Origin of the sequence: Kribbella sp. NPDC051137, from assembly GCF_040682535.1 — a bacterium.
In the GTDB taxonomy this organism is placed as follows: Bacteria; Actinomycetota; Actinomycetes; order Propionibacteriales; family Kribbellaceae; genus Kribbella; species Kribbella karoonensis.
The window spans coordinates 161,353-182,378 of sequence record NZ_JBFBBI010000002.1; the positions used below are offsets into that span (position 1 = coordinate 161,353).

Consider the following 21,026-nt stretch of genomic DNA (forward strand, 5'->3'; position numbering starts at 1 on the left):
CCAACGACTCGGTATCAGCCGCGGGGGGATTTGTGGGGTGGGGGTGCGGTGGAGGCTCGGGTGATGAGTTCGCCACGGATGTGGGTGGTGGCGGTGGAGGGCTTAGGGGCGAAGCGGGACCAGGCTTGGCGGCCTACCTCTACCGTGGAGACGGCGTACGTCGTCAGGCCGGGGTCGGTGTGGGCGCTCATCGGGGCGTTGTCGATGCCGGCGACCGACAGGTCGTGCGGGACCGACAGGCCGAGTTCGCGGAGGCGGCTGAGGACGCCGACGGCGACGTGGTCGTTGAAGCAGATGATCGCGGTCGGCTTGTACGTCAGCGCCTCCTCGACCGCCTCCCGCCCGTCGGCGAGCGTCGACCCGCACGGTACCCGGATGATCGTCAGGCCCGACGCCTCCGGTGAGCGGAACCCGCGCTGGCGTTGCTGGTCCGACCATGCGGCCGTCGGCCCCTGCAGGTACGCGATCCGCTTGTGCCCGAGCGCCGCGAGATGCTCGCACAGTGCGCGGACGCCGAGGTGGTAGTCGACGACCACCGAGCGGACCGCGTGATGACGCAGTACCCGGTTGATCAGCACCAGCCGGCGGGCCGCCTCGGCGACCTCGCGGAGCCGGGGCGTGCTCATCCGGGGCGCGCACAGCAGCAGCCCGTCGACCCAGCGGGCGAGCTCGATCGCGGACCGGTACTCCTGCTCCGGGTCCTCCTCGGTGCCGGCCACCAGCGTGTGGTGCTTTTCGGCGGCCGCCTCGGCCGCGAGACCCTTCAGGATCTCCGCGAAGTAGGGATTGCCGAGGTCCGGTACGACGACGCCGACCGTGCGGCTGCTTCCGCGCAGCAGCGTCTGGGCGGCCGGGTTCGGCCGGTAGCCGACGTCGTTCGCGGCCGCGCGGACCCGCTCGGTGACCTCCGGCGACACGGGTTTGCCGCCGCTCAGCACCCGCGACACGGTCGCCGTCGACACCTCGGCCAGCCGTGCCACGTCGTGAATCGTGGCCCGGGCTGCAGTCGGCTCTCTCACCCGCCCATTGGATCACGACGACGGCGCAGATCGCTGCTCTTCAGGCGATGTAAACCTTTTCCCGATTTCCGGGGACGAACCCTTGACGCGACCGCGGAGCGCTGCGACTGTAACGAGGAAAAGGATTACCCCGCCCACCGCCCCGGGCTTTCTGCGCGGTGGTCTGCGCCCTGGGAGACGCCGTGCGAAATCGTCTGATCAGCCTCTGTCTGGTCGTACTCGTCGGAGCCGGTCTGCTGTCGGTGTCCGCCGGTCCGGCCGCCGCCGCGAACCCGGCGACCTACGGACCGTTCGACCCGCGGATCGAACTCGCCGGCCATTGGGGCCGCGACGACGACACCGCGATCACCGTGAACTCCGGGTCCTCGGTCCGGCTGCGGTTCACCGGCTCGCAGCTCGGAGCCCTGTTCGACACCTCGTCGATCACCGTCCCGGCCCAGCTGTACGTCGCGATCGACGGCCAGGCGCCCGTCCTGCAGAAGGTCGACGCCGATCACAAGGTGTTCGCCGACGACCTCGACCCGAACGTCGCGCACACGGCGGAGATCCTGGTCAAGGACGTCGACGAGTACGAGAACCGCTGGAACGTGCCGCTGCAGACCGGCATCGTGCTGAAGAAGATCGAGCTCGCCCCGGGCGCGAAGTTGATCCCGCTGCCGACCACCGCCGAGCATCGCATCGAGTTCTACGGTGACTCGATCACCCAGGGCGTGATGGCGCTCTGCCCGGAGCTCGGCTCCGACTGCGCGGACGGCACCAAGGCGTACCCGCACCTGGTCGGCGAGGCGTTCGGTGCCGAGACCAACCAGGTCGGCTTCGGCAAGCAGGGCATCCTCCAGCCGGGGCACGGCAATGTCGGTACGGCGGCCGAGTCGTTCGGCTGGAACCTGGCCGGCTTCCCCGCGACCGGGTTCGACCCGGGCGCGGTCGTCGTCAACTTCGGCACGAACGACGCGGCGTACGACAGCGCCGAGTTCACACCGGCGTACGTCGCCTATCTGCAGAAGATCCGGGCGGCCGATCCCAAAGCGCTGATCGTTGCCCTGCGCCCGTTCAACGGGACGCATGCGGACGACATCAAGGCGGCGGTCGCCGCCATGAAGGACGGGCGGATCGTGTACGTCGACACGACCGGGTGGCTCGGGGCGGGCGACTTCAACGGGAGTACGCATCCGAACGTGCAGGGGCATCAGGTCGCGGCGACCAAGCTGACGGCCGTGCTCAAGGGCCTCACCGGGTGGGCGACCGGCGCCGCGGGTGCGGTGAAGGTGTCACCACAGGGGCCTGAGGACGCCACGTGTTCGGACACTGCGTTGAGCATGAGCTTCCAGGGACCGGTGCGGCTCGGCGTGAGCGGCAAGGTGCAGATCCACAAGGCGAACGGTGAGGTTGTCGACACCATCAGCCTGACGGACCTCGCGTCGTTCCAGCGGACGGTCGGCGGGGCACGGACCGACTTCGACCAGGTGCACACGTGGATGTACCAGGCAGTGGTCGTCGACGGGCGGACGGTGACCGTCTACCCGCACCAACGGCTTGCGCCAGGTCAGGTGTACTACGTGACCGTGGATCCAGGGTTCGTCGTAGGGAACCCCGGCATCAGCAACTGGCAGTTCCGCACCCAGCAGGATCCGAAGGACGACAGCCACCTGACCGTCGGCCGTGGCGAGGACTTCTGCACGGTGCAGGCCGCGATCGACTTCGTCGGTGAGGGGCACAAGGCGACCGTCGACGTCGCGCCCGGGCTGTACCGGGAGCTCGTCTGGGTGCCGCCGACCAAGCCCGGGCTGACGATCCGTGGTGCCGGTGCCGGCAAGACCGTCATCGGGTACCCGAACAACAACCTGCTGAACGGCGACTCCGCGATGGGCAGCGTCCCGCAGGAGCAGTCGTACTGTCAGCGCCGGGTCATCCCGCAGTCCGACCGGTTCAACTGCTGGCGGGCCGCGATGGCGGTGTTCGCCGACGACTTCACGATGTCCGACGTGACCGTGCAGAACCTCACGCCGTACCGCGGATCGCAGGCCGAGGCGTTGTTCGGGAACGGGGAGCGGATCGTGCTCGCCCGGGTCCGCGTCCTCGGGTACCAGGACAGCCTGCGGTTGCAGGGCAAGGCGTTCGTGACGAACAGCTACATCGAGGGTGACGTGGACTTCGTCTGGGGGACCGGTGGCGTGTTCATGCAGGACTCCGAGCTGAAGGCGCTGCACGAGGGGTACTACAACCAGGTCCGCAACATCGACGACGGGCCCGGCAACATCTTCGTCCGGGTCCGGCTGACCCGGGCGCCGGGGCTGGCCGACGACAGCGTGTACCTGGCCCGCGCCGAGCTCAGCCGGTTCCCGACCAGTCAGGCGGTGTTCATCGACTCGGCGATGGACAGCCACGTGAAGAAGACCGGCTGGCAGATCACCAGCCCCAACGACTGTGCGGCCGCCGGGCAGATCCGGTTCTGGGAGTACCACAGCACCGACCTGTCCGGCCGGCCGCTCGACACCACCGCGCGACTGGCGTGTTCCCGGCAGCTCAGCGACGAGGAGGCCGCGCAACTGCGCGACCCGTCGTTCGTGTTCGCCGGCTGGCACCCGGTCGTTCCCCGCCTCGAAAGGTGATCCAAGATGAAGAACGTCAACCGCCGGGCCGTTCTCGGAGGTGCCCTGGCCGCGACCGCCGGGGCCGTGACCGCCGGCGCCGCCGGCATTCCGCTGACCGCGTCTGCGACCGACGTGCCCGCGGGAGGAGTTGAACCGCACCCGGCACCGCGGCCGGTCGCCCCGGTGAACCAGGCGATCGCCGACGCGCACGCCGCGATCTACAAGACCTTGCCGGAGGTGGTGGTCGGCGTGGACGTCGAGGACCTGATGAAGGTCCACACCGCGGCCGACGCGGACGCGCTCCGTCCACAGTTGGTTGCACAGGTGTGGAAGGACACCGGCGTCCTCCCGACCGCGCTGCCCACCGTGACACGTGGCGTCGGCGCGCCGTCGGTGCTGCCCGCGTTCACCGGCGTACGGCGGTACGACAAGCTCGACGTACCGATGGAGTTCGGCTACGTGTCCACTGTGTGGCTGCTCGAGCCGGAGCAGTCCACGCACCGCCGGGTGGCGTTCTACCACAACGGGCACGGTGAGGGGCCGGAGACGATGCAGCCGGTGACCCAGGCGCTGCTCGACCGCGGGTACACCGTGCTGCTGTTCGCGATGCCGTTCTACCACTGGAACCCGAAAACCCTGCAGGATCCGGCCGACCCGACCAAGCAGCTGCAGCCGTCGCACAACGACCTGCCGTTGTGGGAATCGGCCACGTACTCGCCGCTGTCGCTGTTCCTCACACCGCTGTCGGTCGCGATGAACTACGTGCAGGCGACGTACCAGCCGTCCTCCGTGCAGATGATCGGGCTGTCCGGCGGTGGCTGGGCGACGACCGTGTACCCGGCACTGGACACGCGGATCACCCGCTCGTACCCGACGGCCGGCTCGCTGCCGTTCTTCGTCCGGCCTGGTTCGCCGAAGCCGAGCCCGACTCGCGGTGACTGGGAGCAGCGGCTCGACAAGCAGCCCGGGTTGTACGGGCTGGCCGACTTCCCGGACTTCTACGCGCTCGCGTCCATCGGCCCGAACCGCCGGCAGATGCAGATCCTGAACCGGTTCGACGACTGCTGCTTCAACGGCGTCGGCCACCGCTCGTACGAGGCGGCCGTCCGGCAGCGGATCGCCGTCATCGGCACCGATGCCGTGAGCAACGAGTCGAACGGCTACTGGGAACTGCTGGAGGACGCGACCCACCAGATGCACGCGATCAGCCCGTACGCCCTGTCAGTGATCCTCTGGGACCTCGACGTCCACTGCGCCCACCTGCCTTAACGGATCTGGTGGACGTCTTTCACCGGGCGGCCGTTGACCGTGACGTTGTCGAAGCTCAGTGCCGTGTGTTGCACGGTGCTGGGCCGGTCGACGGTGAAGTCGCAGTCGACCAGGCGGAAGTCCTCGATCCGGGAATGCCGGTAGCCGCGGAGCAGCAACGCGTTCCGCGCCCGCTCGACCTTGAGGCCGCGGAGCTCGACGTTCCGGACGTACGGCGTGAGCGGGCCGGTGTCGCCCTCCCCGCGGTAGAAGTTGCACTGGACAACTTCCTTGGTGACCGCGGCGACCGTGAGGTCCCGCAGGTACACGTTCTCCACGAAGCCGCCGCGGACCGCGTTGGTCTTGATGTACAGGGCGAAGTACGGCCCGTCGATCCGGCAGTTCCGCACGTACACGTTGCGGATCCCGCCGGTGAGGTCGGAGCCGAGCGTGATCGCGCCGTACTTGACGCGCAGCTCGCAGTCCTCGATCAGCACGTCCTCGGTCGGTACGCCGACCCGCAGCCCGTCGGCCTCACGCCCGGACTTGAGCGCGATGCAGTCGTCGCCGGCGTCGATCACACAGTTCTGGACAACGACCGAGCGGCAGGACTCGAGGTCGATGCCGTCGTTGTTCGGGCCCTGTGAGTCGAGGACGACGTCGCGGATCGTCACGTTGGTGCACAGCACCGGGTGGACCTGCCAGAACGGCGAGCGGACCACGGTGACGCCCTCGATCAGCACGTTGCTGCAGTTGTACGGCTGCACGAAGCTGGAGCGTAGGCGGGTCCCGACGATGCGTTCCTCGAGCGGCACGCCGAAGAAGCTCTGCTCCCGCAAGACTTTGAACTCCTCGTCGCACTCGTGGAACCACTGCCACCAGGTGTCCCACGAGCCTTGGCCATCGAGCGTGCCGGTGCCGGTGATCGCGATGTCCGTGCAGCCGCTCGCGTAGATCATCGGGGCGTGGTTGAGGACCTCGAGGCCTTCGTAGCGCGTCACGACCAGCGGGAGGTAGTCGGCCGGATCGCTGCTGAAGACCAGCGTGGCGCCCGCGCTGACGTGCAGTTCGACGTACGACCGGAGGCGGATCCCGGTGGTGTGCCAGCGGCCAGGAGGTACGACGACCCGCCCGCCGCCGGAAGCGTGGCAGGCCTCGACGGCGGCCGCGATGCCGGGGCCGGCGTCGGCCTCGGTGGCGCCGTACGCCGTGATCGGGAAGTCGGCGGCCGGAAAGGCCGGCGGCCGGACGTCGGCCAGGATGCGGTCGACGTCCGGCCAGCCGGGCCTGTCAGCGGTTGGCTCGACCGTCACAGGAGCTGCTTCGGATCGGTGATCAGCTGACCGTTGACGGTGAAGTTCTGGAACGTCAGCTCGGTGTCCTGGATCGAGCTCGCGGCGTCGATGCTGGTGTAGGTGCAGTCGATCAGCCGGAAGTCCTGGATCGGGGAGCGCGGGTAGCCGAAGATCGAGAACGCGTTCCGGGCGTGGCCGACGTTCACGTTCCGGAGTTCGACGTTCCGGACGTACGGCGTGAGCGGACCGGTGTCGCCCTCGCTGCGGTAGAAGTTGCAGGAGACCACTTCCTTGGTCAGGTTCGAGATCTCCAGGTCGCGCAGGTAGATGTTCTCGGCGAAGCCGCCGCGCACCGAGTTGGTCTTGATGTACAGGCCGAAGTACAGGTTCGGGCTGCCGATCGTGCAGTTCCGGACGAAGACGTTCCGAACGCCGCCGGTCATCTCGCTGCCGATCGTGATCGCGCCGTACCGGATGTTCAGCGTGCAGTCCTCGATCAGGATGTTCTCCGACGGTACGTTGATCCGCAGGCCGTCGGCGCCCTTGCCGGACTTGATCGCGATGCAGTCGTCGCCGCAGTCCAGCGTGCAGTTCTGGATGTGCACGTACTGCGAGCTCTCCGGGTCGATGCCGTCGTTGTTCGGGCCGCGGCTGTCGATGTGCACGCCGCGGATCGTGATGTTGCGGGACAGCACCGGGTGGATCTCCCAGAACGGCGAGCGGACGATCGTCACACCCTCGATCAGCACGTTCCGGCAGGACTGGGTCTCGATGAAGGCGGCCCGGAGGTGGTGACCGTCGCCGAAGACGCGGTCCTCCACCGGTACGCCGTCCTCGGTCATCTGCTGCAGCGCCTTGGCGTCGGCGCCGGCCTGTCCCGTCCACGACCACCAGTTGTCCCAGGTGGCGCCGCCGTCGAGGGTGCCGCCGCCGGTGACCGCGATGTTCTCGCAGTCGCGGGCGTAGATCAGCGGGGAGTAGTTCATGCACTCCTGGCCCTCGAAGCGGGTCAGGACGACCGGGAGGTACTGCGCCGGGTCGGTGCTGAACAGCAGCGTGGCGCCGGTCGAGACGTGCAGGTTCACGCCGGACCTGAGGTGGATCGCCCCGGTGAGGAAGGTGCCCGCCGGTACGACGACGCGGCCGCCGCCGGCGGCGTGACAGGCGTCGATCGCCTTCGCGATCGCCTCCGTTGCCAGGGTGCTGCCGTCGGGGACCGCACCGAAGGTCGTGACGGAGAAGTCGCGGGGGCGGAACTGCGGGGGAACGGTATTGGCAAGAATGTCGCCGACCTGCCCCCATCCCGGTCCCGGGTCCACGCCGCCCGCACCACCTGCGCCTGTTCCGCTCATGCCAGCTGTACCTGCACCTCCCGCACCGCTCGGCGAGGCGGCGGCCGGGCCGGCGCCGAGGCTTGCGGCGGCGCCCGCCGCGGCCGCGGCTGCTCCGAGGCGCAGGAAGTTCTTTCGGGTCAGGTCGTCCATTGACAGCTCCTTCAGTTGTCTACGCGGGCGCCGTTGATCCACACCTGGTCCAGCTGCAGGTCTTCGACGTTCGTGATCACGTTCGGCTCGGTGATCGCGTCGAAGCGGCACTGGTGCAGGTGGATGGCGCGCAGGGGGTCGTCGGCGAGGCCGAGGAGGTTCAGGGCGCGGGGTGCGGACGCCACGGTGAGCCGGCTGATCGTGATGTCGTGCACGTCCGGCGGGTACGCGCCGGTGGTCACGTTCGCGTAGTTCAGCACGATCTCGACCACCGAGTCGGCGGCCTGCCCGACCGACACCCGGCGTACGTCGATGTTGGCGATCGTGCCGCCGCGGTCAGGGTTGCTCTTGATCCGGATCGCCCGCTCGAGGTGCGGGCTGCTCATTGTGCAGTCGCGGACGAAGATGTCCATCACGCCGCCGCTGGTCTCGCTGCCGGCCGTGACGCCGCCGTTGCCGTCGGCCATCACGCAGTTCCGGACGACGGCGTACCGGGCCGGCACGTTCACCCGCCGGCCGTCCGCGTCCTTGCCGGACTTGAACGCGACGCAGTCGTCACCGGTGGAGATCGTGCAGTCCTCGATCAGTACGTCGGTGCAGGACTCCGGGTCGATACCGTCGTTGTTCGGGCCGTTCGGGCTGTCGACGGTGACGCCGCGGATCGTCACGTTCCGGCACAGCACCGGGTGGATGTTCCACATCGGCGAGTCCTTGACCGTGATGCCGTCGAGCAGGACGTTCTCGCAGCGGTTCAGTTGCAGCAGGTTCGGTCGCAGGTAGTGGCCGGCGCCGAACACCCGGTCCTCGACCGGGACACCGGCCGCGGCCATCTGGATCAGCAGCGTCTTGTCCGGGCCTTCGTTGGGTGGCGGCCCGCCGGTCCAGTCCCACCAGTGCGTGGCGTCGGCGCGACCGTCGAGCATGCCCTGCCCGGTGATCGCGACGTCCCGCTGGCCGTACGCGTACACGAAGGCCGAGTAGTTGTAGCACTCCGTCCCCTCGTACCGCGTCGCCACGACCGGGAGGTACGCCGCCGGGTCCTGGCTGAACGCGAGCCGCGCGCCCTGCTCAAGGTGCAGGTCGACGCCGCTGAGCAGGTGGACGGCGCCGGTGCGGTAGTCACCCGCCGGTACGACGACGTGCCCGCCGCCGGCGCCGTGGCAGGCCTCGATCGCCGCCCGGATCGCGGCGGTGCAGTCGGTGGTGTCGTCGCCGACCGCGCCGAACCTCGTCACGTCGTACCAGCGGTCCGGGAACCGTGGCGGTCTGATCCGGTCCAGGATGCGGGCGACCTCGGCGTCGACCGCCGCCTCCGGGGCGAGGCCGGCGGCGGCCGGGGCGGTACCGCCGCCGAGCAGGGATCCGCCGGCGGCGAGAGCGCCACCGGCGAGCAGGACGGTACGGCGACGAAGTGGGGCGGACATCCGCGACCTCCTAGCATGCAAACGATTGCAACCGATCGTGCCCGGAAGGAGATGGTGTGTCAACGGTTGGTCTTGACCGTCCCGAAATCTCTTGGATACTTACGGGCAAAGCTTTACCTGAACTCCTCCCCGTGGAAGGTGTCCGCCATGCGTCCCACCCGTCGTCAGTTGCTCGTGACCGGTCTCGGCGGAGTTGTTGCCGCAGGCATCGGCCTGCCGGCTGCCGCCGCGGCCCCGAGCGTCGAGGGCCTGGTCAGGTCCCGGATCCGGCCGCCGCGGTTCCGGGACGCCTGGTTCCCGATCACGCAGTACGGCGCGACGCCCGACGACGCGACGGCCGGGATCGCGGCTGCCGTCGCCGCGTGCCACCAGGCCGGCGGCGGGCACGTCGTCGTACCGGCGGGTGTCTGGCACACCGGGGCGATCGACCTGCTGAGTTACGTCGACCTGCACCTCGAGGAAGGTGCGACGTTGCGGTTCAGCACGGATCCAGCGGCGTACCTCCCGGTGGTCCGCACGCGGTGGCAGAGCGTGGAGGTCTATAACTACTCGCCGCTGATCCGCGCCGAGGGACAGACCGACATCGGCATCACCGGGAACGGTGTCCTCGACGGTGCCGGCGACAACGAGCACTGGTGGTACCTGATCGGCAGCGGTCAGTACGGCTGGCACTCCGGCCTGCCGAACCAGCGCGCCGACTGGGCCGAACTCGAACGGATGAACGACGAGCAGGTCCCCGTCGAGCAGCGCGTCTTCGGTGCGGGCCACTACCTCCGCCCGAGCTTCGTCCAGCCGTTCCGCTGTACGAACGTGCTGATCGAGGGGGTGACCATCAAGGACTCCCCGATGTGGACGATCCACCCGCTGGAGTGCCGCAACGTCACCGTCCAGGGCGTCACCGTCGACAACCTCGGCCCGAACGGCGACGGCTGTGACCCGGAGTCCTGCACCGACGTACTGATCCGCGACTGCACCTTCCGGACCCACGACGACTGCATCGCGATCAAGTCCGGCCGGGACGCCGACGGCCGCCGGCTGGGGCTGCCGTCGCGCGGCGTCATCGTCGAGGACTGCACGTTCTTCAGCGGTGGTGCCGCCGTCGCTGTGGGTAGCGAGATGAGCGGCGGTGTCGAGGACGTGTTCGTCCGCCGGCTGTCCGCGCCGGCCGACCCGGCCGCGGAGGAGGCGTACCTGCAATGGCTGCTCTGCGTGAAGTCCACGTCCACCCGCGGTGGCTATGTGCACAATGTCGATGTCCGCGACGTGGATTCGCGGGCCTGGATGTATCGTCCTCTGGAGATCACGTTCAGCTACCAGGGAGGTGGCGACCAGTCGCTGTACCCCGACGTGCGGGACATCCGTTTCGACCAGGTCCGGGTGGCGCGGGCCGAGCGGGCGTACCGGATCGTGGGTGCGGAGACGCAGCACATCCGGTCGGTGGTGGTCAGCAACAGCCGGTTCGACCAGGTCGCGGCGGAGGCTGTCGTACAGTACGCCGACGACGTGACGATCCGAAATGTCTTGATCAGCGGTTCTTAGGGGTACGAAGTGGCGGAACGGGTTCGGTTGATCGACGTCGCGCGTGAGGCCGGCACCTCGGTCTCCACGGTGTCGCGGGCGCTGAACGGGTCCGACCTGATCTCACCCGAGGTGGTCGCGCACGTCCGCGCGGTGGCCGGCCAGCTCGGGTACCGCGCCGACAAGCGGGCGCAGGAGTTCAAACTCGGCCGCCCGCTGACGGTCGGCGTGACGGTGCCCGACCTGACGAACCCGTTCTTCTCCGAGGTCCTCAAGGGCCTGACCGGCGCCGCACGGTCCGGCGGTTACCGGCTGCTGATCGGTGAGAGCGGCGAGGACCCGGCCGAGGAGCTGCGGCTCGTGGACGAGCTGGTCGACTACTCCGGAGCGCTGGTGCTGTTCAGCTCGCGGCTCACCCGCCAGGGCCTGGAGAAGGCGATCGCGCAACCGGTCCCGGTGGTCTCGATCAACCGCAACGTCAAGAACGCCGGCGTGGTCGCGATCGACTACCGCGCCGCGTCCCGCCTGCTGCTGGAGCACCTCACCGGCCTCGGCCACCGCCGCGTGCTGTACGTCGGCGGCCCGGCGACGTCCTGGTCCGACGGCGAGCGCCGCCGGACGTTGCGGCGTACGGCGCGGTCGCTGGACGTGACCCTGGACGAGATCGACGGCGGCTGGTCGGGGAACCACGGGTACGACGCCGGTCCGACGGTGCTGCACAGCCGCGCGACCGCGGTCATCACGTTCAACGACCTGGTCGGGATCGGGTTGCTGAGCTGGCTGTACGACAACGGCGTCGAGGTGCCGGCCGAGCTGTCGGTCGCGTCGTACGACGACATCCCGATCGCGTCGTACTCGCGGCCGCCGTTGACATCGCTGCGCAACGAGCGGGCGAAGCTGGGCGAGCTGGCCTGGGAGCAGCTGAGCAAGCGGCTCGGCGGCGCGGACTGGCCGCCGCCGGATCTGCTGACGCCGGAGCTCGTTGTCCGGGCCAGCACCGGCCAAGCCCGGAGGAGAGTCCGCATCCGGGGCTGATTTCCTGTATGCAAACGATTGCACGCGACCGTGCCGGTCGGTTACGGTTGGTGCATGCTGCCGCCACATGTCGTGCTTGGGACGGCCTACTACCCGGAGTACCTGCCGCGCTCGGTCGGTGACCGGACCGCCGTCGACCTGGACCTGATGGTTGCCGCCGGCATCACCGTGATCCGGGTCGGCGAATCGGTCTGGTCGACCTGGGAGCCGCGGGACGGGGTCTTCGACCTGGAATGGATCCGCCCGGTGCTGGACGGCGCGGCCGAGCGCGGGATCGGGGTGATCCTCGGGACGCCGACGTACGCCGTACCGCCATGGCTGCAACGGGCGCACCCGGAGATCGCGGCCGAGCGGCGTACCGGTGTACCGGTGCCGTGGGGGATCCGGCAGGAGATCGACCACGGGCAGCCGGCCTTCCGGTTCCACGCGGAGCGGGTGGTCCGGAGGATCGTCGAGCGGTACCGGGACCACCCGGCGGTGATCGGGTACCAGGTGGACAACGAGCCGGGGGTGCTGCTGGCGCACAACGCCGCCGCCTTCGAGGAGTTCGTGGCCGGGCTGCGGCGCGAGTACGGCGATGTCGAGACGCTGAACGAGGCGTGGGGGCTGACGTACTGGTCGCACCGCTTGAGCGACTGGTCGGAGCTGTGGCGGCCGGACGGGAACAGCACGCCGTCGTACGACCTGGCCTGGCGCCGGTTCCAGGCTTGGCGCACGACCGAGTTCATCGGGTGGCAGGCGGAGCTGGTGCGGTCGTTGCGGCGGGAGGGGCAGTTCGTCACGACCTGCCTGGCGTACGACCGGCCCGCAGTGGCCGACGTACCGCTGACCGCGTCGCTGGACGTTGCGGCGAGCAACATTTATGTGGATGTCCAGGACGGACTCGCGCGACCTTCGCTGCCGTCGCGGTTGGCGCCCGGGTGGATCGGGCGGTCGGTCGCGGATGTGTTCCTGGCGGCGGACCGCGGATACGGGTCGCGCGGCGAGCCGTTCCTGGTGACCGAGACGAACGCGACGTCGATCGGTGGCTCGCATCAGAACAAGCCGCCGTACGCCGGTCAGCTCCGGCAGCTTGCCTGGGCCTTCGTGTCGCGGGGCGCCCGGATGGTCGAGTACTGGCACTGGCACTCGATCCATCACGGGGCGGAGACGTTCTGGGGCGGGATTCTCGGGCACGGACTGGAGCCGGGACGGATCTATCGTGAGGTCGCGGCGATCGGGGCCGAGTTGGCGGCCGCCGGGTCGTCGGTGGCCGGGCTGACGCCGGACGTCGACGTCGCGGTGCTGTGGTCGTCGGACAGCGATTGGGCGATGCAGTTCCAGCCGCCGTTGGCGACGGGTGGTCACCCTGACAAGGCGTCGTACCGGACGATCGTCGAGGCGTTCTACGGCGGGATCGTGGACGCCGGGCTGCGGCCCGGAGTGGTCCCGGTCGAGCGGCTCGAGGCCGCGTTGACGGCGCCGGTGGTTGTTGCCGCGGGCCTCTATGCTGCGTCGGACCCGGTGCTGGAACGGTTGGTTACGTATGCACAGGACGGCGGCCATCTGATCGTGGGGCCGCGGACCGGGTACGCGGACGAGTTCGCGCGGCCGCGGGCGGGGGTTGCGCCCGGGCCGTTGCGGAAGGCCGCCGGCCTGTCGTACCAGGAGTTCGAGAACCTCGATGACGCGTTCGCGGTGGAGGGGTTGGCCGGGCATGCCACACGATGGGCCGAGACGTTGCTGGTCGACGATGCCGACGTACTGGCGACGTACCGGCATCCGGGCGGTGAGCGCCGGCCGATCGTCACCACGAAACGCTGCGGTCGCGGGCGGATCACGTACGTCGGGACGGTGCCGGACGCCTCGCTGGCGGCCGGGCTGTTCGGGGAGTCGCGGTTGTGGGCGCCGTCCGTGACCGCGATGTCCGCGGTGAACGCGGCCGGCGAGCGGATCTGGTTCGTGCACAACTGGTCAGGTACGGCGGTGACGGTCGAGCCCGCGGTCCTGGGGCGGGTCGAGTTGGGGCCGTGGGACGTCCGGGTGCTCAAGGAGGGGCGATGAGGTACTTCGAGGATCTGACGCCGAGTACCGGAGCCCGTGAACCGCGGGCGTGGTTGCGGTCGTCGCGGCCGCGGATCAGCCTGAACGGGCGGTGGGACTTCAAGCTCTGGGACCGAGCTCCGGAAGATGTCCCCGCGGTCGGTGGAGACTGGGGTTCGATCGAGGTCCCGGGACACTGGGTGCTGCAGGGGCATGACCGGCCGCGGTACACGAATACGGCGTTCCCGTTCCCGATCGACCCGCCGTACGCCCCGGACGCGAACCCGACGGGTGACCATGTGCGCTGGTTCTCTCTTCCCGAGGACTGGCCTGTTGACGGCGCTGTCCTGCGGTTCGAGGGCGTGGACTCGGCGTTCAAGGTGTGGGTGAACGGCGTCGAGGCCGGTACGGCGAAGGGGAGCCGGCTGCCGAGCGAGTTCGACGTCGGCGCACTACTTCGGCCCGGGCGGAACGTGCTGGCGGTCCGGGTGCACCAGTGGTCGTCGGGGTCGTACCTCGAGGACCAGGACATGTGGTGGTTGCCGGGGATCTTCCGGGACGTCACGCTGCTCGCGCGGCCGTTGATCGACGACGTTTTCGTGCACGCGTCGTACGACCATGGCACCGGGGGCGGTTCCTTGACTGTCGAGACGGTGCCGGGCGCGGTGATCCGGGTTCCGGAGTTGGGGATCGTGACGGAGCCCGGCGTACCGGTGGAGATCACGGCCGTCGAGCCGTGGTCGGCCGAGGTGCCGCGGTTGTACGACGCGACTGTCGAGGTGCCGGGGGAGACGGTCGAGCTGCGGATCGGGTTCCGGACCGTGGCGATGGTGCACGGGGTGTTCACGGCGAACGGCCGGCCGCTGTTCTTCCGTGGCGTCAACCGGCACGAACACGACGAACGCCGCGGACGGGCGCTCTCGGTCGAGGCGATGCGGCAGGACCTCGTACTGATGAAGCAGCACAACATCAACGCCGTCAGGACCGCGCACTACCCGCCGCACCCGGCGTTCCTTGACCTTTGCGACGAGCTCGGGCTGTGGGTGATCGACGAGTGCGACATCGAGACACACGGGTTCATCTACACCGACTGGCGCGGCAACCCCGCCGACGACCCGGACTGGGCGCCGATGATGCTGGACCGGATGCGGCGGATGGTCGAACGCGACAAGAACCACCCAAGCGTGGTCATCTGGTCGCTGGCCAACGAGAGCGACCGCGGGCAGAACTTCGGCGTACTGGCGTCGTGGACGCGGGAGCGGGATCCGTCGCGGGCAGTGTTCTACGAGCGGGACCGGACGTACGAGTTCTCGGACTTCTACAGCTTGATGTATCCGCCGCTGGAGGATCTGGAGGCAATCGGCACACGTACTGAGGACGTGACGACCGAGGACTCCTCCTTGGAGGCTCGGCGGCGGGCGTTGCCGTTCATCCTGGCTGAGTATGCACATGCGATGGGCAATGGTCCTGGCGGGCTGGCCGACTACCAGCGGGTGCTGGAGCGCTACCCGCGGCTGCAGGGCGGTTTCGTGTGGGAGTGGATCGACCACGGCCTGCTGTTGCCCGCCGCAACGGACCATGTCTACGGCGGCGACTTCGGCGAACGCCTCCACGGCACCAACTTCTGCATCGACGGCTTGCTCTTCCCGGATCGCACCCCGTCTCCCGGATTGGCGGAGTACAAGAAGGTCCTGGAGTCCGTTCGGATCACGGGGCTGCTCACGATCGAGAACCACCGGACATTCGCCGGCACCGACGACCTGGAGTTCCTCTGGTCAGTCACGTCCGACGGCATCGAGGTAGCTTCCGGCCACTTGGACGTCCCCAACATCCTCCCTGGCACCTCCACACAGCTAGAACCTCCACCCCTCACCGTCCTACCACCACAAACTGCTCGCCCGTCATCTCCGTCTGACGTAGAACGGGTGCTGACTGTGCGGGCGGTGCTGGCGAAGGACACCGCTTGGGCCAACGCTGGACATGAGGTTGCCTGGTCGCAGTTCGTGCTCGAGCAGCCTGAGCTTGCGCCTGCCAGTTCTGGTCTTCCTGTGGTGCAGAGCGGTGACGTACTGCGGCTCGGTGGCGGTGAATTCGACCGTAATACCGGCCGTTTGACTCACCTCTACGGACAGCAGGTCGACGGCCCGCAACTCGACCTCTGGCGGGCGCCGACCGACAACGACAACGGCCAGGGCGGCCGGAACGGCGTCACCCAGGAGTGGCGCGCCGCCGGCCTCGACCGGCTCCTCCACCGGGTCGACGGGGTGGACGTGACAGACAACGGTCTCGTCGTACGCACCCGGGTTGCCCCGGAGGGCCTCGGCGTCGGCGTACGCACGACGTACCGCTGGACCGCGTACGACGACAACCTCCAGCTCACGGTCGACGTACAACCGGAAGGCGAGTGGTCCGGCACCGCCGTCACCCCACGCTGCACCAGCTGGCCACGCCTCGGCGTGCGACTGCAGGTGCCGTCGGGGTTGGAGAACGTGCTTTGGTACGGCGGCGGCCCAGGCGAGGCCTACGCCGACAGCCACTGCGCCGCCCGCGTAGGACGCTTCCAACACACCGTGGACGAGCTACAGACCCCCTACGTCGTGCCGCAAGAGAACGGCGCCCGCACAGACGTCCGCTGGGCCGAACTGACCGATGCCGAGGGCAACGGCCTACGCGTCACGGGCGCCCCACACTTCCAACTGACCGCCCGCCGCTGGACCACCGAGGACCTGGAAGCCGCCCGCCACCGCTCGGACCTCACCCCCCGCGACCACATCTACCTGAACCTCGACCTGGCCCAGTCCGGCCTGGGCTCCGCCTCCTGCGGCCCGCCCACCCGCGACCCACTGGAGATCGCCCCCTACACCTTTTCATTGACCTTCACACCCATCGGAGGCAAATCTGTGGATAACTGAAATCCCTTGTTTTGCAGGGGATTCGGCTTTGAAAACTGTCGGAGGGCGTGGCTAGAGTCTTTGCATGGACAAGGCGCCCGAGGTGATGAGCGAGCAGGAGCTCGTGCACGCCCTCGACGAGAACGCCGCCGCCCACGCCCGCCTGGGGACCGAGCGGCTGCGTCTGCTCGCGGCCCTGGACAACATCGGGTACGCCGAGCGGGTCGGAGCTCGCGACACGGTCCAGTTCATCGAGTACCGCTACCGCCTCGACCATCACCGCGCGCGCCGCGACGTCCAGCTGGCCCGCGCACTGCCGAAATACGAGGCCGTATCCACGCAGCTCGACGAAGGCAATCTGCGTCCCGCCCAAGCCGAAGCCATCGTCCTCGAACTCGAGAAGACACCAACCACGGTGCCTGTGGATGACCTGGAGTTCGCCGAGCAGCGACTGGCCGCCCTGACCCACCTGCCGCCCATCCACCTACGCAAGGCGGCCATCCGGGCCCGCGACATCCTCGACACCGACGGCCCCGAACCCGAAGAACAGAAGGCCGCCGCCCGCGAGTCCCTCACCCTCTGCTCGGTAGACCGCGGAGTGAAGTTCAAGGGCTACCTGGCCAACGAGAACGCCGAACTGTTCCGCACCCTCATCACCACCGGCGCCCGCCCCCACAAAGCCGTAGACGGCACCCAGGACCCCCGCCCCCGCGAAAAGCGCCAAGCCGACGCCCTGACCACCGCCCTAACCCTGGCCACCACCGCCCTCGACGCCGGCACCCCCTCACCCACCATCCCCCGCCCCACCCCCCCAACCCCCACCCCGCCCACCCCCACCCCGCCCACCCCGACCCCGCCCACCCCGACCCCGCCCACCGCGACCGGGTCCACCGCGACCGGGTCCACCGCGACCGGGTCCACCGCGACCGGGTCCACCGCGACCGGGTCCACCGCGACCGGGTCCACCGCGACCTGGTCCACCGCGACCGGGTCCACCGCGACCGGGTCCACCGGGTCCACCGCGTCCACGTCCACCGCGACCGGGTCCACCGCGACCGGGTGCACCGCGACCACGACCGGTGACGGGAAGACAGCCGACACCGCGACAGGTACTGGCACGACAGTTGGCGGTGTGACGGCTGATCCCGTGTCAGGTAACGCCGTGACAGGTAACGCCACGACAGCTGGCGGTCCGACGGCCGACTCCACGACAGTTGGTGCCACAACAGCTCCCACCGCGACAGGTGACAGCACGACCGCTGACACCGCGACAGCTGCTAGAGCGGCGACGGACGGTGCGGTCAGTGGTGGTGCGGCTCGTCGGATGCGTGACTCCGCGGACGTGGTGCCTGGGTTCGGAGCGAAGGCGAATATCACCGTGACGATCGATCTGCAGGATCTGAAAGCGGCCACGGCCGACGCGATCGGGCAGACCGTCTACAGCAACGGTTTGTCAGCGGCCACGATCCGCCGCCTGGCCTGCGATGCGAACGTGATCCCGGTGGTTCTCGGCTCCAGATCCGAGCCACTGGACGTGGGCCGCAGCGAACGCCTGGTTACCCGCGGGATTCGCCGTGCCTTGAACGCCCGCGACCGCGGCTGCGTCGTGTGTGCAGCCCCGCCGGTGATGTGCGACGCCCATCATCTGGTGGCATGGATCGACGGAGGCCCGACCGCCCTGTCAAATCTGGTCCTCGCGTGCCGCCGTCACCACACCGAGGTCCACAACGGCCACTGGCACATCACGATCACCAACGACGCCGTACACGTAGCCCGCCCCACCTGGGCCGATCCACCACCCCCAGCCGACCCCCGCCAAGCATCCACGTCCCAACCACCCGAGCCTTCAGCCCAGGCCGACACACGTCCCGATCCACTGGCCGTGCAACGCAGGGCCCAACCAACCAGAGCACCTGAACCAGCGGACGCAGGATCTATGGATCTCGGTGGTTCGCACGAAGGCGAACCCGCCACCACCTCACCGGCCACCACGTCACCCGCCGAGCCGGGCGCCGATCCGCGCGTCGGGCAGCTGACCGGGACTGCTGGAGCGCGGAACGAGCCCGTCCGACCAGCACCCTCGGTCGCCCCGACACGGCCGAGCCGGTGGAGGTCCGACGAGCTGACCCTCGCGGAGGCGGCCCGGTTCGCCGTGTGGGACGCCCGTACGACAACCGACGTCGACACCGGGCCGCCGTCCTTCGCGACGATCTGACGATCGGATCACCTCGCCGGCGCCGGTGAGACGCGGATCAGTCGTGCGCCGACGGTCGAGCGGCGTCGCAGCCAACGGCGGCCGAGCGCCCCGACGGGGACCCGGCGTACGACGGTGACCGGCGTGGGTTGGCGTGGACCGGCCGGCGTAGGCTCGGCGCGGAGCCGCCGGTGTGGATTCGGCGTGGACCCGCCGGTGTGGATTCGGCGTGGACCCGCCGGTGTGGATTCGGCGTGGACCCGCCGGTGTGGGATCGGGGTGGGCCCGGCGTACGGCGGACCCGGCGGGGGATGTGGTGTGGGCCCGGCGTGGATGTGGTGCGGGCCTGGTGTGGAACCGGCGTACGGCGATGACCAGCCCGGACGCCGTGAAGGCCCGGCGTGGACCTGCGTGGACCTGCGTGGGCCTGGTGTGGACCTGGCTTACGGCGGTGGCCCCGGCGGGGATGCGGTGTGGGCCGGGGGCAGACGTGGTGTGGGCCTGGCGTGGGCCCGGCGTACGGCGGGGACCCTGGCGGGGATGCGGCGTAGGCCCGGCGTAGACGCGGTGTGAGCATGGTGTGGGCCTGGTGTGGGCCTGGTGTGGGCCTGGTGTACGGCGGTGACCCGGTGTGGATGCGGTGTGGGCCTGGTGTGGGCCTACGGCGGTGACGTGGTGCGGGCGTGGTGCGGGTGTGGTGTGGGTGTGGTGTGGGTGTGGTGTGGAGCCGGCGGTGGCTTGGTGTGGGTCTACGGCGGTGACGTGGTGGTGTGGGCGTGGTGTGGAGGCGGCGGTGGCTTGGCCTGGGCTTGGCTGCGGTGGTGTTTTGGCGTGGGGCGGTGTGGGACTGGGGTGCGGGGGGTGGGATGTGAGGCTGTCGGTTGGCTGGGCGGTTGGCGTGGTGGTGGGGAAGGCGCTGTTGTGGGCTGAGGGCTGTGGTTGGGGTGGGTCGGGTCGGTTCGGGTGGGGTGGGGGCGAACAAGACGTGGGCGGGCGGCGTCGGAGGAGTTGTGGCTACTGCGAACGGACGTGTTGTGGCGTTGCCGGCGCCTGTGCGGGAGGTGTGCGATCAGTTCCTGTCGCTGGTTCGGCGGGAGTTGCCCGAGGGGTTTCTGACCGGGCTGTATCTGCGTGGTGGGCTGGCCTTCGGGGAATGGGAGCCGAAGGAGTCGGATGTCGACTTCCTGGCGACGGTTGCGTGGCGCCCGAATGTGGTGGAGGTGGAGACGTTAAGGCGCCTGCATGCCGAGCTGGCCGAGTTGTCCTCGATCAGGTTCGACGGACCGTATGTGTTGGCCGAGGACCTCGAACGCGACCCGCGGACGGTGCCGGCGGTGCCGGAGATGATCTTCACCGGGGAGCTGGTGGTGCACAGCTCGCCGCCGTGGATGGTCGCCTGGCACGAGCTGGCGCGGGCCGGGATCACGGTCCGCGGCCCAGAGTTGCCCACGCTGAACGTGTGGACCGACGAGCAGGCGCTCCGTGAGTACACCGTAGGGAACCTCGACACCTATTGGCGTCGCAATGCGGAGGGGCTGGCACGGGCGACCGTCGCGGATCTGCCGGGGGACGACCGTGATCGTGACGCCCTTCTGAGCCACTGCATCCTTGCCTCCACCCGCCTCCACCATCTCCTCGCCACTGGTGAGCTGACCGCCAAGTCCCGGGCCGGGCGCTGGGCACTCACCTCCTACGATGCCCGTTGGCACCGAGTCCTTCACGAGGGCCTGCGTCTGCGCGGAGGCGGAGGCGTTTCAGCGTATGACAACCTGGCGGAGCTCCTCGCTGACGTTCGAGACTTCCTCGCGCACGTCGTGGAGACCACTACTGGGAAGCCTGTTGCTGAGCGAAGTAGCTGAGTAGGCGCTGCACATACGGTTCGCGTTGGGTGGCGGTTGCGGGTTCGCGGAGGTGGCGGGTGTTGTAGAGGTTGTCGTCGGGGTATCGCGGGAAGACGTGGACGTGGTAGTGCCAGGCGTCTTGGTAGCCGGCTGGTTCGTTGTGTTGGCGGGTGGAGATGCCTTGGCAGTTGTAGGTGCTGCGCATCGCGATGGCTACCTCGCGGACCACGTCGTGTACGGCGTGGCCGGCGGCTGGTGGTAGGTCGTACAGGTTCTCGTGGTGGGTGGTGGGGACGACCAGGACGTGGCCTTGGTTGTTCGGCCACCAGCGGGAGGCTACGAAGGCGAGTGTGCGCTCACGGCGCAGCACGATGTCGTGCTGCGCCGTGAGCTCGTCTTCACCGCCTGCGGCGAGTCGACAGAACGGGCAGTCGTAGCCGTCAGGGGCGTGGTTGAACATG

Annotated in this window: 13 protein-coding genes; 8 read left to right on the forward strand and 5 right to left on the reverse strand. The window is 69.1% G+C overall.

The window, feature by feature from the left end:
- Positions 1-14 precede the first annotated feature (14 nt).
- A complete protein-coding gene (locus tag AB0M51_RS08205) occupies positions 15-1,019 on the reverse strand; it encodes a LacI family DNA-binding transcriptional regulator (RefSeq protein WP_363748621.1) in 1,005 nt (334 codons plus the stop codon).
- A 182-nt stretch (positions 1,020-1,201) separates the two neighbouring features.
- On the opposite strand from AB0M51_RS08205, the gene AB0M51_RS08210 reads away from it, so the two are divergent.
- Both AB0M51_RS08210 and AB0M51_RS08215 read left to right on the forward strand, forming a co-directional pair.
- Entirely contained in the window at positions 1,202-3,631 is a 2,430-nt protein-coding gene (locus AB0M51_RS08210; RefSeq protein ID WP_344201747.1) for a pectinesterase family protein, read from the forward strand.
- A gap of 6 nt (positions 3,632-3,637) precedes the next feature.
- Positions 3,638-4,882 carry a hypothetical protein gene (locus tag AB0M51_RS08215; protein WP_344201745.1) on the forward strand — a complete coding sequence of 415 codons (1,245 nt, stop codon included), beginning with the start codon at positions 3,638-3,640 and terminating at the stop codon, positions 4,880-4,882.
- Here the strand turns inward: AB0M51_RS08215 and AB0M51_RS08220 are convergent.
- Genes AB0M51_RS08220 through AB0M51_RS08230 form a run of 3 tightly spaced genes read right to left on the reverse strand, consistent with a single transcriptional unit; the run spans position 4,879 to position 9,064 of the window.
- Positions 4,879-6,174, reverse strand: coding sequence for a glycoside hydrolase family 28 protein (locus tag AB0M51_RS08220; RefSeq protein WP_363748624.1), 1,296 nt, complete (start codon positions 6,172-6,174; stop codon positions 4,879-4,881). The two genes, AB0M51_RS08215 and AB0M51_RS08220, sit on opposite strands and share 4 nt — an antisense overlap.
- Positions 6,171-7,640, reverse strand: coding sequence for a glycoside hydrolase family 28 protein (locus AB0M51_RS08225; RefSeq protein ID WP_344201741.1), 1,470 nt, complete (start codon positions 7,638-7,640; stop codon positions 6,171-6,173). Before AB0M51_RS08225 ends, AB0M51_RS08220 begins: the two co-directional genes overlap by 4 nt.
- Positions 7,641-7,651: 11 nt before the next feature.
- A complete protein-coding gene (locus tag AB0M51_RS08230) occupies positions 7,652-9,064 on the reverse strand; it encodes a glycoside hydrolase family 28 protein (protein ID WP_363748626.1) in 1,413 nt (470 codons plus the stop codon).
- Between the two features lie 147 nt (positions 9,065-9,211).
- Here AB0M51_RS08230 and AB0M51_RS08235 point away from each other — a divergent pair, with 147 nt between their 5' ends.
- From AB0M51_RS08235 to AB0M51_RS08260, 6 genes are all read left to right on the forward strand, one after another.
- Positions 9,212-10,603, forward strand: a complete 1,392-nt coding sequence (locus AB0M51_RS08235) for a glycoside hydrolase family 28 protein (protein WP_363748628.1) — start codon at positions 9,212-9,214, stop codon at positions 10,601-10,603.
- A 9-nt stretch (positions 10,604-10,612) separates the two neighbouring features.
- Complete coding sequence (locus AB0M51_RS08240; protein WP_344201730.1) at positions 10,613-11,617, forward strand: LacI family DNA-binding transcriptional regulator; 1,005 nt, start codon at positions 10,613-10,615, stop codon at positions 11,615-11,617.
- A 54-nt stretch (positions 11,618-11,671) separates the two neighbouring features.
- The gene (locus tag AB0M51_RS08245; RefSeq protein ID WP_363748630.1) at positions 11,672-13,660 is read left to right on the forward strand and encodes a beta-galactosidase; all 1,989 of its coding nucleotides are present in this window, start codon (positions 11,672-11,674) and stop codon (positions 13,658-13,660) included.
- Positions 13,657-16,551, forward strand: coding sequence for a glycoside hydrolase family 2 TIM barrel-domain containing protein (locus AB0M51_RS08250; protein WP_363748632.1), 2,895 nt, complete (start codon positions 13,657-13,659; stop codon positions 16,549-16,551). The genes AB0M51_RS08245 and AB0M51_RS08250 overlap by 4 nt, the downstream gene beginning before the upstream one ends.
- 64 nt (positions 16,552-16,615) lie before the next feature.
- Positions 16,616-18,745 (forward strand): DUF222 domain-containing protein, encoded by a 2,130-nt coding sequence (locus AB0M51_RS08255; protein WP_363748634.1) that lies wholly within the window; start codon positions 16,616-16,618, stop codon positions 18,743-18,745.
- Between the two features lie 947 nt (positions 18,746-19,692).
- On the forward strand, positions 19,693-20,583 hold the full coding sequence (locus tag AB0M51_RS08260) for an aminoglycoside adenylyltransferase domain-containing protein (protein ID WP_363748636.1): 891 nt from the start codon (positions 19,693-19,695) through the stop codon (positions 20,581-20,583).
- Here AB0M51_RS08260 and AB0M51_RS08265 read toward each other — a convergent pair.
- Positions 20,549-21,025, reverse strand: coding sequence for an HIT family protein (locus AB0M51_RS08265; RefSeq protein WP_344188460.1), 477 nt, complete (start codon positions 21,023-21,025; stop codon positions 20,549-20,551). The two genes, AB0M51_RS08260 and AB0M51_RS08265, sit on opposite strands and share 35 nt — an antisense overlap.
- Position 21,026: the final 1 nt, after the last annotated feature.

Excerpts from the sequence above, each read along its gene's own strand:
- AB0M51_RS08250 (WP_363748632.1), top strand. The coding sequence starts at position 13,657 with ATGAGGTACTTCGAGGATCTGACGCCGAGTACCGGAGCCCGTGAACCG.
- AB0M51_RS08225 (WP_344201741.1), bottom strand. The coding sequence starts at position 7,640 with ATGGACGACCTGACCCGAAAGAACTTCCTGCGCCTCGGAGCAGCCGCG.
- AB0M51_RS08245 (WP_363748630.1), top strand. The coding sequence starts at position 11,672 with ATGCTGCCGCCACATGTCGTGCTTGGGACGGCCTACTACCCGGAGTAC.
- AB0M51_RS08235 (WP_363748628.1), top strand. The coding sequence starts at position 9,212 with ATGCGTCCCACCCGTCGTCAGTTGCTCGTGACCGGTCTCGGCGGAGTT.
- AB0M51_RS08215 (WP_344201745.1), top strand. The coding sequence starts at position 3,638 with ATGAAGAACGTCAACCGCCGGGCCGTTCTCGGAGGTGCCCTGGCCGCG.
- AB0M51_RS08230 (WP_363748626.1), bottom strand. The coding sequence starts at position 9,064 with ATGTCCGCCCCACTTCGTCGCCGTACCGTCCTGCTCGCCGGTGGCGCT.
- AB0M51_RS08265 (WP_344188460.1), bottom strand. The coding sequence starts at position 21,025 with ATGTTCAACCACGCCCCTGACGGCTACGACTGCCCGTTCTGTCGACTC.
- AB0M51_RS08255 (WP_363748634.1), top strand. The coding sequence starts at position 16,616 with ATGGACAAGGCGCCCGAGGTGATGAGCGAGCAGGAGCTCGTGCACGCC.